This window comes from Nocardia brasiliensis IFM 10847, assembly GCF_000710915.1.
GTDB lineage: Bacteria > Actinomycetota > Actinomycetes > Mycobacteriales > Mycobacteriaceae > Nocardia > Nocardia brasiliensis_A.
In genome coordinates, this window is sequence record NZ_BAUA01000099.1 from 17,906 (window position 1) to 32,355 (window position 14,450).

General features: G+C 69.3%; 12 protein-coding genes. 5 read left to right on the forward strand and 7 right to left on the reverse strand.

The features are described 5' to 3' along the window. Nucleotides 1-6: 6 nt before the first annotated feature. From ispF to NBRGI_RS20950, 4 genes are all read left to right on the forward strand, one after another. Entirely contained in the window at nucleotides 7-474 is a 468-nt protein-coding gene (ispF, locus tag NBRGI_RS20935) for a 2-C-methyl-D-erythritol 2,4-cyclodiphosphate synthase (RefSeq protein WP_029898869.1), read from the forward strand. Between the two features lie 65 nt (nucleotides 475-539). Then, nucleotides 540-1,970 carry a cysteine--tRNA ligase gene (gene cysS / locus NBRGI_RS20940; protein WP_036560146.1) on the forward strand — a complete coding sequence of 477 codons (1,431 nt, stop codon included), beginning with the start codon at nucleotides 540-542 and terminating at the stop codon, nucleotides 1,968-1,970. Then, the gene (gene rlmB, locus NBRGI_RS20945) at nucleotides 1,970-2,953 is read left to right on the forward strand and encodes a 23S rRNA (guanosine(2251)-2'-O)-methyltransferase RlmB (protein WP_029898872.1); all 984 of its coding nucleotides are present in this window, start codon (nucleotides 1,970-1,972) and stop codon (nucleotides 2,951-2,953) included. The genes cysS and rlmB overlap by 1 nt, the downstream gene beginning before the upstream one ends. 129 nt (nucleotides 2,954-3,082) lie before the next feature. Then, nucleotides 3,083-3,361 carry a DUF4190 domain-containing protein gene (locus NBRGI_RS20950; protein ID WP_029898875.1) on the forward strand — a complete coding sequence of 93 codons (279 nt, stop codon included), beginning with the start codon at nucleotides 3,083-3,085 and terminating at the stop codon, nucleotides 3,359-3,361. Nucleotides 3,362-3,364: 3 nt separating this feature from the next. On the opposite strand, the gene NBRGI_RS20955 is transcribed toward NBRGI_RS20950, so the two are convergent. The 7 genes from NBRGI_RS20955 to kstR form a co-directional block, all read right to left on the reverse strand. Further along, nucleotides 3,365-4,174 carry an enoyl-CoA hydratase/isomerase family protein gene (locus tag NBRGI_RS20955; protein WP_029898877.1) on the reverse strand — a complete coding sequence of 270 codons (810 nt, stop codon included), beginning with the start codon at nucleotides 4,172-4,174 and terminating at the stop codon, nucleotides 3,365-3,367. Between the two features lie 48 nt (nucleotides 4,175-4,222). Beyond that, complete coding sequence (locus NBRGI_RS20960) at nucleotides 4,223-5,401, reverse strand: acyl-CoA dehydrogenase family protein (protein ID WP_029898879.1); 1,179 nt, start codon at nucleotides 5,399-5,401, stop codon at nucleotides 4,223-4,225. A gap of 247 nt (nucleotides 5,402-5,648) precedes the next feature. Next, nucleotides 5,649-6,485, reverse strand: coding sequence for a metal ABC transporter permease (locus NBRGI_RS20965; RefSeq protein ID WP_370627808.1), 837 nt, complete (start codon nucleotides 6,483-6,485; stop codon nucleotides 5,649-5,651). Between the two features lie 29 nt (nucleotides 6,486-6,514). Then, nucleotides 6,515-7,447, reverse strand: a complete 933-nt coding sequence (locus NBRGI_RS20970; RefSeq protein WP_051727922.1) for a metal ABC transporter ATP-binding protein — start codon at nucleotides 7,445-7,447, stop codon at nucleotides 6,515-6,517. An 11-nt stretch (nucleotides 7,448-7,458) separates the two neighbouring features. Beyond that, nucleotides 7,459-8,340, reverse strand: a complete 882-nt coding sequence (locus tag NBRGI_RS20975; RefSeq protein WP_029898887.1) for a metal ABC transporter solute-binding protein, Zn/Mn family — start codon at nucleotides 8,338-8,340, stop codon at nucleotides 7,459-7,461. Nucleotides 8,341-8,517: 177 nt separating this feature from the next. Next, nucleotides 8,518-11,088 (reverse strand): trehalose-phosphatase, encoded by a 2,571-nt coding sequence (gene otsB / locus NBRGI_RS20980; RefSeq protein WP_029898889.1) that lies wholly within the window; start codon nucleotides 11,086-11,088, stop codon nucleotides 8,518-8,520. Nucleotides 11,089-11,505: 417 nt separating this feature from the next. Beyond that, nucleotides 11,506-12,141 carry a cholesterol catabolism transcriptional regulator KstR gene (gene kstR / locus NBRGI_RS20985; protein ID WP_014981327.1) on the reverse strand — a complete coding sequence of 212 codons (636 nt, stop codon included), beginning with the start codon at nucleotides 12,139-12,141 and terminating at the stop codon, nucleotides 11,506-11,508. Between the two features lie 145 nt (nucleotides 12,142-12,286). On the opposite strand from kstR, the gene NBRGI_RS20990 reads away from it, so the two are divergent. Further along, on the forward strand, nucleotides 12,287-14,440 hold the full coding sequence (locus tag NBRGI_RS20990) for an acyl-CoA dehydrogenase (RefSeq protein ID WP_029898891.1): 2,154 nt from the start codon (nucleotides 12,287-12,289) through the stop codon (nucleotides 14,438-14,440). The last annotated feature ends 10 nt before the right edge of the window (nucleotides 14,441-14,450 follow it).

Consider the following 14,450-nt stretch of genomic DNA (forward strand, 5'->3'; position numbering starts at 1 on the left):
GCAGGCATGCGGGTCGGTATCGGCAGCGATGTGCACCCGATCGAACCGGGCCGCCCCTGCTGGATGGCGGGCCTGCACTTCGAGGGCGACGACGGCTGCGCCGGGCATTCCGACGGCGATGTCGCCGCGCACGCCCTCTGCGACGCGCTGCTCTCCGCCGCCGGGCTCGGCGATGTCGGCGCGGTCTTCGGCACCGGCCGCCCGGAATGGGCAGGCGTCTCCGGCGCCGCCATGCTGAAGGAAGTGCGCAGGCTGCTCGGCGAAGCCGGTTTCGAGATCGTCAACTCGGCGGTGCAGGTGATCGGCAATCGGCCGAAGATCGGCCCGCGCCGGGCCGAGGCCCAGCAGGTGCTCGGCGAACTACTCGGTGCGCCGGTCTCGGTATCGGGCACCACCACCGACGGACTCGGCCTCACCGGCCGCGGCGAGGGCGTTGCCGCGATAGCAACCGCCCTGCTACAAGCCTGTCGCTGACCCCGCTCCGGCGGACCTGAGCCGGGTCCGTGTACAGGCTTATCTACCAGCTAGGATCGAACGCCGTGACATTGCGCCTCTTTGACACCGACACGCGGACCACGCGCGAATTCGCGCCCCTGGTCCCTGGCCGTGCCTCGGTGTACCTGTGTGGCGCCACCGTGCAGGGCGAGCCGCACATCGGCCATGTGCGCAGCGGCGTCGCGTTCGACGTACTGCGGCGCTGGTTGCTCGCGCACGACTACGACGTGTGGTTCATCCGCAATGTCACCGATATCGAGGACAAGATTCTGCACAAGGCCGCCGAGGCGGGCCGGCCGTGGTGGGAGTGGGCCGCGACCTACGAGCGCGCCTTCGACAACGCCTACGAGACCCTCGGTGTGCTGCCGCCCTCGATCGAGCCGCGGGCCACCGGCCACATCACGCAGATGGTCGACCTGATGCAGCGCCTCATCGAGCGCGGGCACGCGTACGCTTCGGCGGGCAACGTCTACTTCGACGTGCGGAGCTACCCCGAGTACGGCAGCCTGTCCGGGCACCGGCTCGACGACGTGCATCAGGGCGAGAGCGCGGGCGAGGGCAAGCGTGACCCGCGCGACTTCACCCTGTGGAAAGCCGCGAAGCCCGGCGAGCCGACCTGGCCTTCGCCGTGGGGGCCCGGTCGCCCCGGGTGGCATCTGGAATGCTCCGCGATGGCCGAGTTCTATCTCGGCCCCGAGTTCGACATCCACTGCGGCGGAATGGATCTCGTCTTCCCGCATCACGAGAACGAGATCGCCCAGTCCAAGGCTGCCGGCGACGGGTTCGCGAGCTACTGGCTGCACAACGGCTGGGTGACGCTGGGCGGCGAGAAGATGTCCAAGTCCCTGGGCAACGTGCTCTCGGTGCCGAACGTGCTCAAACAGGTTCGCGCCGTGGAGCTCCGGTTCTATCTCGGCAGCGCGCACTACCGCTCGATGCTGGAGTACTCGGACAAGGCGCTGCACGACGCGGCCCAGACCTATCAGCGGATCGAGGCGTTCGTGCATCGCACTGCCGATCGCGCGGGCGATATCCCGGTCGGTAAGTGGACCGATGCGTTCGCCGCCGCCATCGATGACGATCTCGCCGTGCCGAAGGCGCTGGCCGAGATCCACCGGGTGGTGCACGAGGGCAACAAGGCGCTCGAGTCCGGCGCCGTGGACAGCGCGCGGGACCTGGCCGGACAGCTACGCGGGATGCTCGGTATCCTGGGTGTCGACCCGTTGGATCCGCACTGGTTCACCCCGAGCGACTCATCGGCGGCGATCGGCGCGCTGGACGTGCTGGTGCGCGCCGAGCTCGACCGCCGCCAGCAGGCGCGAGCAGCGAAGGATTGGGCGAGTGCCGACGCCGCCCGCGATCGATTGCAGGCAGCCGGAATCGAGGTCACCGACACACCGAACGGTCCCGAGTGGGCCCTTGCCGCTGCGCAGCACTTGCCGCCGGACGCGCAACAACCTGGAAAGGCCGACTGATGGCAGGCAATTCGCAGCGCCGTGGTGCGATCCGCAAGGGCGGCACGAAGAAGGGCGCCGTCGTCGGCTCCGGTGGTAAGCGCAGGCGCGGGCTGGAGGGTCGCGGCGCGACCCCGCCGGCCGAGGCGCGCACCAAGCATCCCGCCGCCAAGCGGGCCGCCGCTGCGGCGAAGGCGGCTGCGGCGGGGCGTGGCGGGCCGCGCGGCGGCGGTTCGGGTCGTCCGGCCGGTCGCAAGAACGACGACGGCCCGGAGATGGTGCTCGGCCGCAACCCGGTGGTCGAATGTCTGCGTGCGGGCGTGCCCGCCGCGGCCCTGTACGTGGCCGTCGGCACCGAGAACGACGAGCGGCTGACCGAGAGCGTGAAGCTGGCCGCCGACGCGGGCATCTCCATCCTGGAGGTGCCGCGCACCGATCTGGATCGGTTGAGCGCGAACGGAATGCATCAGGGCATGGCCCTGCAGGTGCCGCCGTACCGGTACAGCCACCCCGACGATCTGCTCGACCAGGTGCGCAATTCGGCCGAGCCCGCGCTGCTCGTCGCGCTGGACAACATCTCGGACCCGCGCAATCTCGGCGCGGTGATCCGCTCGGTCGCCGCGTTCGGCGGCCAGGGCGTGCTGATCCCGCAGCGGCGCAGCGCCAGTGTCACCGCGGTCGCCTGGCGCACGAGTGCGGGCGCCGCGGCCCGGCTGCCGGTCGCCAGGGCCACGAATCTGACTCGCACGCTGAAGGATTGGGCCGCGCAGGGCATCCAGGTGGTCGGTCTCGACGCGGGTGGCGACACCACCCTCGATGATTTCGACGGCCGCGAGCCGACCGTCATCGTGGTCGGCTCGGAGGGCAAGGGCCTGTCCCGGCTGGTGCGCGAGAACTGCGATGCCATCCTCGGCATCCCCATGGCGGGCCCGGTCGAGTCGCTGAACGCCTCGGTGGCCGCGGGTGTCGTGCTCGCCGAGATCGCCCGCCAGCGTCGCTCCTGAGCGGTCCTGCGGCGACGCTGATCGGCGGGGCCGCGGCGGCTTCGGGTCGCGCAACGGCGAAACACCCGGTGGCGCACCGCAACCGGCAATAGCCGCGCACTTGTCGGACGGCCCCGTAGAATTCGGCTCGTGGTGATACCCAATCAGCCGATCGGCAACCCGGTCGAGCATCCGAACGCGACGGCGGTGCTCGCACTCGGGGCGGCCAGCGTGTTCTGCTGTGGCGTGCTCGGCCCGGTGGCGTGGGCGATGGGCAAGCGCGCACTGGATCAGATCGAGCAGTCGCACGGTGCCTACGGCGGTCGCGTTCAGGTGATGGTCGGGTACGTTCTCGGGATCATCGGCACCATCCTGATGATCATCTTCGCCATCCTGTTCCTGCTGATCCTGCTGGGCGGCAACGCTTAAGCCTCAGTCCAGGCTCGGCCGTTGCTGGTCCGGCCGCTCGTCCCAGGCCGGCCACTCCGTGCTGATGCTGCCGGTCCATTTGGGCTGGCGGCGTTCCTTGAACGCGGCCATCGCCTCGTCGCCGTCGATGCTCTTGCCGACGTGCTGGTTGAGGTCGGACTCCAGCTGCCCGACCACGGCCGGGCTCATGCCGAGCCCCTCCCACAGCAGCCGCTTGGACATCGCCACCGGCAGCGGCGCGGACCCGTTGGCGATGTCGTGCGCGACGGCCAGCGCCATCGGCAGCACCTCACCGCCGGGCAGACAGGCATTGGTCAGGCCCATCGCCTTGGCCTCGTCACCGTCGAAGGTGCGCCCGGTCAGCATGATGTCCGCGGCGTTCGCCATGCCGATCAACCGGGGCAGGGTCCAGTGCGCATAGCCGTCCGCGAGCACCCCGCGCCGCACTTGATTGAGCCCGTAGACGGCGTCGCGGGCCATGTAGCGCAGATCGCATTGCAGCGCGAGAGCCAGGCCCAGGCCGACCGCGTGGCCGTTCACCGCGGCGATCACCGGTTTGCGGACCCGCCACGGCGGCGGATCGATGGTCGCGCTCACGTCGCCGACGCGGCTCGACAGGTCCGCGCCCGCGCAGAACGCGGGCGGGGTACCGGTGATCACGACGGCGCGAATGGCGTCTTCGGCGTCGCATCGCTGTAGTGCGGCGCTCAGTTCGTCGGTCATCGCGGGAGTGAAGGCGTTCTGCTGCGCGGGTCTGTTGAGCGTGAGCACGGCGATGCCGCCGGAGACATCGACGAGCAATTCCGAACTCATGCCAGCGATGTTAGCTCTGTTCAATTTGGCGAGCAGGTCGATTCCCGGCTACTGGACCGTGCGCAGCACCTTGCGGCCGATGGCGTATTTGTGGACTTCGGTCGGGCCGTCGTAGAGCCGGAAGGCGCGGATGTCCCGGAAGATCATTTCGACCACCGTCTCGTCGCTGATGCCGATCCCGCCCAATACCTGCACGCACCGGTCGGCGACCTTGAAGAGTTCCTCGGAGACGAACGATTTGGCGATCGAGCTCTCGTGCCGCGCCTTCTCGCCCTGATCCATCAGCCAGCAGGCGTGCCAGATGGTGAGCCGGCACTGGTGCAGCGCGACTTCGTTGTCCGCCAACATGAACGACACCCCTTCGTGCTCGCCGATCGGCTTGCCGAACGCGGTCCGGGTGCGCGCGTGCTCGACGGCGATGCTCTGCGCGCGCTCGGCCGCGCCCAGCCAGCGCATGCAGTGTGTGAGCCGGGCCGGAGCCAGCCGCAGCTGGGCGTAGCGCAGGGCCTGCCCGGCCTCTCCGAGCAGGGCCGACTTCGGCAGCGTGAGGTTGTCGAAGCGGACCACGCCGTGCCCGGCGACGTAGTTGCGGTCCATCGTGTTCATGGTGCGTTCGATGACGATGCCCGGCTGATCGCCGTCGGTGAGGAACAGGGTCGGCCCCGCGGGCAGGTGCGGGTTCTCGGCGAGCCGGGCCATGATGATCCACGTTTTGGCGCCGTTGGCCCCGGTGATCAGCCACTTGCGGCCCTCGACGGTGAAGTTCTCGCCGTCGAAGGTCGCGGTGGTGGCCAGCTGCGCCGGGTCCGAGCCGGCACCGTCCGGCTCGGTCATCGCGAACACCGATCGCTGATGTCCGGCGACCACCGGCGCCAGATAGCGATCGACCTGTTCCTGGTTCGCGACCTTGGACAGCAGGAACATGTTGCCCTCGTCGGGCGCCGCGCAGTTCATCGCGATCGGTCCGAGGGTCGACCAGCCCGCGGCCTCGTAGAGCACCGCCTGTTCGATGTGGCTGAGCCCGCGGCCGCCGAGCGCTTCGGGCGCCTGCACGGTGAGCAGCTTCTCGGCCCGCGCGAGTTCGACTAGCTCCTGGCGCAGTTCATCGGTCGGCCCGTGTGCGGTCAGGCGCGGATCGCGCTCGAACGGAACGATCTTGTCGATGACGAACCGGCGGACTCGATCGCGTTCGGCGGCGAGCTCGGCGGGAATCGAGAAGTCGATCATCGTTGGTCACCAATCGTTCGGGGGTGCGTGCGTTCGAGCATACGAAACCCAGCTAGAGCGACTGAAGGCGCCCGCCCTCAATGGGTGGGCAGCCGCTGCCGGGACTGTCTCCCCGAACGTAGGCACCGCGTGACACGTACGCGTAGAGATCTCCGGCCATATTTCCGCGCCGACGCACCCTTCTGCGCTCCCGCACCGGTTCTGACGTGGTCGAGCGGGTGCGGGACGACGGAAGGGTGCGGGAGGGTCAGCGGACGCGGGCCAGTTCGCGGCGGCGGGTGCCGACCACGCGGGAGATCACGTAGATCAGGAACGAGATCGTGGTGACGAACGTGGAGACCGGGACTCCGGGGGCCAGCGACAGCAGGATGCCGCCCACCGCCGCGAGTTCGGCGAAGACCACGGCCAGCACCGTCGCCCGGACCGGGTCGGCGGTCAGTTGCGCCGCCGCAGCGGCGGGAGTGATCAGTAGCGCGAGTACCAACAGTGCGCCGACGATCTGGACGCCGAACGCCGCGGTGATGCCCAGCAGCACCGCGAACACGATGGACAACGCGCGGACCGGCACGCCGCGAGCGACCGCGACCTCCGGGTCCGAACTGGCGAAAAGCAAAGGGCGGTAGATGATCGCGAGCACCGCGAGCACGCCGACGGTACAGGCGGCCAGCAAGCCGAGGCCGCCGTTGCCCACGCTGACGACCTGCCCGGTGAGCAGCGAGAACTTCGATCCGGCACGGTCCGGGCCGAGCCAGAGGAACAGCACGGACAGGCCGAGCCCGAACGACAGCACCACCGCGATCACCGAATCGCGTTCGCGCGCACGGGTTCCGAGTAAACCGAAGAGCACCGCCGCGACCACCGACCCGGCGATCGCGCCGACCCCGACGCCGATCCCGGCCAGCAGCGCCGCGGCCGCGCCGGTCAACGACAGCTCGCTGGTGCCGTGCACCGCGAACGACATCTGCCTGCTGATGATCAGCGGACCGATCACGCCGGAGAGCAAACCGAGCAGCGCGGCGGCGAGCACCGCCTGCTGCACGAAGTCGTAGGAGAGCAGGTTCGCGGTGGTGCCGAAGTCGAACATCTTCGACAAGACGTCGGACAGTTTATCGATCACGAGCGAACCCCGGTCGCGTCCGAGTCGGAAATCGCTGTGCCCGAGCCGATATCGGCACCGGCCTCGCCGTGGCAGTGCGCGCCGGCGCTGCCGAGCGCGTCCATCGTGTCCCCGGTGCCGACGACCACCAGCCGCCCCCGCACCCGCAGCACATCCACCTCCGTTTGGTACAGCTCCGACAGCACCGCGGAGGTCATCACCTCCTCCGGCGTACCGATCCGGAACTTGCCGTCCACCAGGTACAGCACCCGATCGACCAGCGGCAGAATGGGATTGATCTCGTGGGTGACGAAAAGCACTGCGGTGTCGTGGCTACGGCGGCGTTTGTCGATCAGCTCCGCGACCAGTCGCTGGTTCGCCAGATCCAGGCTGAGCAGCGGCTCGTCACACAGCAGCACCTTCGGGTCGCCGACGAGCGCCTGCGCCACCCGCAGCCGCTGCTGTTCGCCACCGGACATCGTCTCCAACGGCGCGTGCGCGAACCGCTGCGCGCCGACGTCGGCGATCGCGGCGGCCACCTTGCGCTTGCGCTCGGCACGTGACCGGAGCCCGAGGCCCCAGCGGTGCCCGTCCACGCCGAGCCCGACCAGGTCGACCCCGCGCAACTGCACCCCGGCGTCGATCGTCTTCTGTTGCGGCACATAGCCGATATCGGGATTGCCGGTGCGCGCGGGCGCGCCCGCGATCGCGGCGGTGCCCGCGCTGAGTCCCTGTTGGCCGAGCAGGACCTTCAGCAGCGAGGTCTTGCCGGATCCGTTGGGGCCGAGGACGGCGACGAATTCACCGGCTGCCACCGCCAGATCCAGGTCCTGCCAGAGCGTCCGGTCGCCGTACGACAGGCGGGCGCCGTCGAGCCGCACCGCCGAGACGTCGTTCGCGGTCGCCCGCGCCGGTTCGGTGTGTTCGGTCAGCGCGGCTCCCTGGTGCATGACGGTGGTGGTCAACGCAACGCCGCGGCGAGCGCTTCGGCGTTCTTGGTCTGCCACTGAATGTAATCCACCCCGTCCGGCAGGGTTTCGGTCACCTCGACGACGGGAATGCCCGCGGACTGGGCGATCGTGCGCAGCTCCTTGGTGATTTTGTCCTGGGTCTGCACGTTGTAGACCAGCGCGCGAACCTGCTTGCCGGTCAACAGTTCCCGGGTGGCGGCCACCGCGGCGGGCGCGGGGTCGGTCTCCTGCTCGATCGCCTCCTGGAACTCGTGCGGCGTCCGATCCTCGGCACCGGCGGTCAGCAGCAGGTAGTGCGCGAGCGGCTCGGTCTGCAGCACAGGCGTTTTCGGGTGTTCGGCGGCAACCTTGGCGGCGATCGCGACGATCGCGCCGAGCTTGTCCTTGAAGGCGGTGGCCCGCTCGGTGTACCCCGGCGCGTGGGCCGGATCCAGCGCGCCCAGTTCGGTCGCGATCTTGTCGGCCACCAGCCCGACGGTCTTCAGGTCGTAGAAGACGTGCTCGTTCTCGTCGCTCTGGTCGGCGCGCAGGGCGAAGGCGTCCACCGTGCGCTTGTTCTTGCCCGCGACGGCCTTCTCCGCGAATTCGTCGTAGCCGCCGCCGTTGTAGACGATCAGGTCGGCGTCGCTCAGTTTCGCCGATTCGACGGCGGAGGTCTCGTGCGAGTGCGGGTCCGCGCTCGGGTCGCTGATCAGCGATTCGACCTTCGCGTCCGGTCCGGCTATCGCGCCGGCGATATTGCCCCAGGCGTTGGTGGAGGCGATGACCGACGGTGTGCCGGAATCCTCGGTGCTGCCGCAGGCGGTGAGCGTGACCGCGGTGGCCACTCCGACGGTGATACCTGCGAGTCTGCGGGCGAGTCGGGTCTTCACGCGGCACTCCTGGAACGCATAACAGCTGGTGACGCACTCGAGCGGGTGACACAGCGCAGCTTAATGGAAATGGTTTCTGTTTCACTTTAGCAACTGTGCGCCGCCGACACGAGCCGGGCCCGCCGACTGCCGTGCGCTGACGGCGGCCGACGGGCCCGCAAAACCACGAAGGACCAGTTAAACGAGGGCCTCCACCGGCTGTCCGAGCAGCTGCGCACACCGCAGCAGACCGAGGTGGCTGTAGGCCTGCGGGTGATTACCGAGCGAACGCTCGGCAACCGGATCGTATTCCTCGCTGAGCAGTCCGGTCGGTCCGGCCACGTCGACCAGCTGGGCGAACAACGCCTCGGCGTCCGAACGCTTGCCGATCAGCAGGTACGCCTCGACCAGCCAGGCCGCACAGAGGTGGAAGCCGCCCTCGCCACCGGGCAGGCCGTCGTCGTGGTGGTACCGGTACACCGTCGAGCCGCTGCGCAATTCGGCCTCGGTCGCGACCACAGTCGCGGCGAAGCGCGGATCGGACGGATCGATCAGTCCGCTCAGCCCGATGTGCAGGGTGGCCGCGTCCAGGTCGGTGCCGTCGTAGGCGGCGGTGAACGACTGGACCTCGTCGTTCCAGCCCTTGGTCTTCACCTCGTCGGCGATGGTCTCGCGCAGCACCGCCCAGGCCGGATCGACCTCGCGGCCGAACTTCTGGGCCAGCGTCAGCGCGCGATCGATGGTCATCCAGCCCATCACCTTCGAGTACACGTGATGGCGCGGGTTGCCGCGGATCTCCCAGATGCCGTGATCGGGTTCCTGCCAGCGCCGCTGCACCGCGGAAACCATGGCGCGCACCAGTTCCCAGTCCGCGTCGGGCAGCGCCCGGGCCGGGTCGGTGATGCCCTTGAGTTCACGCGCGTGCGCCAGGCTCGCGATGAGATCGACGATCGGCCCGAACACGTCCAACTGCACCTGCATGTTGGCCGCGTTGCCGACGCGCACCGGGCGTGAGCCCGCGTACCCCGGCAGTTGGTCGATCACGGCTTCCGGCGGCAGCGTCTCGCCGTACAGCGTGTACAGCGGGTGCAGCCGCTCGGGACCGGGCAGCGTTTCCAGCACGCGGTGCACCCAGTCGAGGAACTCCTCGGCCTCGCCGAGCGAGCCGAGCGAGACCAGCGCCTGTGCGGTGAGCGAGGCGTCGCGCAGCCAGCAGTAGCGGTAGTCCCAGTTGCGCACGCCGCCGATGTCCTCCGGCAGCGAGGTGGTCGCGGCGGCCAGGATGGAACCCGACGGCGCGTGCACGAGCCCGCGCAGCGTCAGTGCCGAGCGCTTCATCAGATCCGGCTTCAGCGAGGGCAGGTCCAGCGTGCCCGCCCACTGCGACCAGTAACCCTCCGCGACGCGCCTGCGTTCGAGCTCCGCGGTCTGCGCGGGGCCGAGATCGGAGGTGCCACAGCGCATCTCGAGCACGATCGGACCCTGCGAGGGATCGACCACAGCGCGCGCGGAGTCGTGCGTGCCGTCGCTGACGATCTGCCATTCCAAGCCGGGGGAGCGCAGCACCATCGGATCGTTGGTGCCGAGCACCCGTAGCCCGTTCGCGTCCGCCTCGATGGTCACCGGCACCTGGCCGAATTCGGGCCGCGGCGCGAAGGTCACCACCGCGCGCGCGTCGCCGGTGATCACCCGGGTGAGGTCGGTCCGGGTCGGCGCCACGTCGTGCGGCAGGTAGTCGACCACTTGCAAACTCGCCCAGCGGGTTTCGACGGTCATGGTGCTGTCGATGTAGCGCTGCGAGAGCGGCAGGCCCGCGCGTTCCGGCTCGATGGTGAAGTGGCCGGCCTGCGGCCCGCCGAGCAGATGCGCGAACACCGCGGCCGAATCCGGTTCGGGGTGGCAGAACCAGGTGACCGTGGCGTCGGGGGTCAGCAGCGCGACCGAGCGCGGACTGGCCAGCATGGTCAGCCGCTCGATCCGGGGCGCGCTCGCACCGGCCAGCCAGGTGCGCCGCTCCTCTAGCAGGAAGGCCAGCGCGCACGACACGTCCTCGGTGCTCTCGACGCGGTACTTGGCCAGGCTCTCGCCCTCGCCGACCTTGATGCCGAGGTCGGGGCCGGACAGAACGCGGAAGGCCTTCTCGTCGGTCACGTCGTCGCCGAGGAACACCGCGGCGGACGCACCGTGCTGATGGCGGATGGTGTCCAGGGCGGTGCCCTTGTCGGTCTGCACCACGGCCAGCTCGATGACGGCCTTGCCCTCGGTCACCTGCACGCCGAACCAGCAGGCAGGACCCTGTCTGACCTGGGTCAGCGCCCGGTGCCCGATCTCCGGGCTCGCGTTGCGCACGTGCAGTGCGACGCTGGCCGGTTTGATCTCGACCGTCACGCCCGGGTTCTCGGCGGCGACCTGGGTCAGCGCCGTCTGCACCTCTTGCAGTAAGTGTTTGGCGTCGTTGTCGATCGCGTGCACGAAGCCCACGTCGAATTCCGAGCCGTGGCTACCGATCAGCTGCACTTCGACCGGCAGGCGCGAGAGCGCCGCGAGGTCGCGCAGTGCACGGCCGGAGATGACCGCCGCGGTCGTACCGGTGAGCCCGGCGAGCGCGCGTAACGCGCTCACCGATTCCCGGTGCGGAAACGCCTTGGCCGGGTCGGACACGATGGGCGCAAGCGTCCCGTCGTAGTCCGAGGCGACCAAGAGTCGTGGCACGCGCGCGACCGTCGACAGTGCACGACGAAGTTCCAGTGGCAAATCCTGTGCGCTCACGCATCCAACCTAGTGATCGGAGGAGTTTTTTCAGGGGCGGGCAGAACAATACTGGGTTGAATTCGCCGCACCGACGCCCGCCGCTATGCGTGCGTTGTGTCTGATTTTCCGCGCGTTGGGCCGATCTCGCTCGCCGCCGCCGGGATTCGGGTCAGAACGGCGGCGATCGATGACCGCGACGCATGCGCTGCGATCACACGGACGCGCCGCGGTGCGGGTACGGCTCCCGCAAAACTCGCGCTAACCCGCAGGCGGCGACGGCGAACGGGTACCGTTGCGGAGTTTCCGGCGGGAAGTCGTTTTCGGGTGTGATCTTCCACACGAGCATGCCGACGGTCCGAAATTTTGCCGGATATGTGCGGGCTGTCCGGTGCCGGGCGGCGTCGTGCAGCGCGCCGAAATTTCCCGTGCGGAGAACTAGGAGTTCTCGCCGAGCAACAGATCGACGGTGAGTTCGAGGCGCTCGGTCACGTCGGTCGCCGAGGCGCGCCGGGTCAGCCAGGCCACCAGGTTCGACAACCACACGTCGCTGATCACCCTGGCGATGGCGAGTTGGCGGTCGGTGGGTTCACCGTCGTTCATGGCGCGGGCGAACAGCCGGTCCATCACCTTGCCGACCCGATCGACCTCGGCGGCCGCGGACGCGTCGGCGAACATGAACGCGCGGGTCATCGCCTCGGTGAGCAGCGGGTCGCGCTGCATCATCCGGGTGATCTGGGTGAGCAGCAGGTGCATGCGCTCCTGCGGCGACTGCCCCGCAAGCGGCTTGCGCTTGCTCTCGATCTGCTCGAATTCGCGCGAGAGCGCGGACACCAGCAGGTGCACTTTCGAGGGGAAATACCGGTACAGCGTCCCGACTGCGACATCGGCGCGTTCGGCCACCGCGCGCATCTGCACCGCGTCGTATCCGCCCTTGGAGGCCAGTGCCAGCGTCGCGTCCAGAATCCGCTTGCGGCGTTCCCGCTGCGCGGCCGAACTCAGCTCGTCCTCGCTCAGCGTGGCGACCGGCGCCGGACTCGAGTCGGTCGGCTGCGATCGGGAGGGGCTGGCCATGAATAAGAGTCCTTTCCGGAAACGTCATTTCGGTACTGGCCTGGGCGGCGGTTCGGGCTCCGCGGTCGTCTCTTGACTTCCGCACAGCTAGGATATTAGAACATGTTCTAGGTGTGGGAGTCACGCCGGGAAGGCGGTACGGAGTGTGACCATCGCCACCACTGACGAGCATAAAGCCGTCCAGGAGTCGATGCGCGGATGGGCCGGATCGGCCCGTCCGATTGCAACAATGCGGACCGATCCGAGCGCCTTCTGGCGCGCGTATTGGCCCGGTCTCGCCGAGCTCGGCATCTTCCGGGTCGCCGTCGCCGAGGACGCGGGCGGCGCCGGCGGTTCGGTGGCCGACCTGGCCGTGCTGCTCGAGCAGGCCGCGCACGATCTGGTCGGCGGGCCGGTGCTGAGTACGGCGCTGGCCAATCTGGTCACCGCGGGGCGGCTCGACGAGCAGCAACCGTGCGGTGTCGCGCTTGACGTCCTTGTCGGCGCGCAGGTCACTGTACCCGTCGCCGGGGACGCGTTGTCGCTCACCGGTTCGTGGGACGCCGTGCTCGGCGCGGCGCCGGAAACCGCCGTGTTGCTTCCGGTTTCGACCCCGAGCGGGCGACGCTGGGTGCTGGTGCCGCCGGATGCCGACGGCCTGCGCGTGGAACCGCTCGCGCCGCTGGACCTGAGCACGCCGCTGGCACGGGTGCACTGCGCCGAGGTACGGGTGCCCGCCGAGCAGATATTCGCCCCGGCCCACGCGGTCGAGGATCTGCTCGTGGTGCTGGCCGCCGCCGAACTGGCCGGGCTGGCCGGCTGGTGCCTGACGACCGCGGTCGAATACGCCAAGGTGCGGGCGCAATTCGGTCGCAAGATCGGCTCGTTCCAGGCGGTCAAGCACATCTGCGCCTGGATGCTCTGCCGGACCGAACTGATCCGCGCGGTGGCCGCCGACGCCGCCGCCGCGGTGGACGAGGGTGGCGCGGAACTGCCGATCGCGGCCGCGATCGCCGCGGCGATCGCCCTGGACGCGGCCGTCGAAACCGCCAAGGACTGCATCCAGGTGCTCGGCGGCATCGGCTTCACCTGGGAACACGACGCGCATCTCTACCTGCGCCGCGCGGTGGCCCTGCGGCAACTGCTCGGTGGTTCGGCGCACTGGCGCGCCCGGGTGACCGAGCTGACCCGCGCCGGGCACCGCCGCACCACCGGGGCCGACCGAATCTTCGCGGCCGAGGGCGTGGCCGCCGTGGACGACGATCGGGCCGGCGAGCTGGCCGCCGAGGTGGCCCGGATCGCGGCCCTGCCCGCCGACCGGCAACGCGAAGCGATGGTCGAGGCCGGACTGGTCATGCCGCACTGGCCGAAACCCTTCGGTCGCGGTGCGGATCCGATGACCGGCCTGCTGATTTCGGAAGAACTGCGCCGGGCCGGGCTCGCCGCGCCGGATCTGGCGATCGGCGGCTGGGCGGTGCCGACGCTGCTCCAGCACGGCAGCCCGGAGCAGATCGAGCGATTCGCCTGGCCGACCCTGCGTGGCGAGGTCGTCTGGTGTCAGCTGTTCAGCGAGCCCGAGGCCGGATCCGATCTGGCCGCGTTGCGCACCACCGCGAAACAGGTGGACGGCGGCTGGGTGCTGCGTGGCCAGAAGGTCTGGACTTCGTTGGGCGACAAGGCCAACTGGGGTATCTGCCTGGCCCGCACCGACCCCGACGCGCCGAAACACCGCGGCATCAGCTACTTCCTGGTCGACATGCACAGCGCAGGGGTCGAGGTGCGCCCGCTGGTGCAGATCACCGGCGAGGCCAGGTTCACCGAGGTGTTCCTCGACGACGTCTTCGTGCCGGACGACGCACTGGTCGGCGCACTGCACAACGGGTGGAAGATCGCCCGCTCGACTTTGTCGACCGAGCGGGTCGCCATGGGCGGCAACGGAATCGGTCCCGCGCTCGAGGAACTGATCGCGAAACTCCCGGCCACCGGCCCCGGTGCGGAGCTGACCAACGATCGGCTCGGCGGCTTCGTCGCCGAGGCGATCGCCGGGCTCCTGCTCGAGCAGCGGGCCGCCGTCGCGATGCTCGCGGGTGGCGATCCCGGCGCACAGAGCAGCGTGCGCAAACTCGTCGGCGTCCGGCATCGGCAGGCGGTCGCGGAATTCGCTGCCGAGACGGCAGGTCCCACCGGTGCGCACGACTCCGAGGTGGTAAAAGAATTCCTGCTCACACGCTGTTTATCGATCGCAGGGGGTACCGAACAGATCTTGCTGACCGTGGCCGGTGAGCGGATCCTCGGGCTACCTCGCGACGCCGACAGCTAGTCGACGAGTC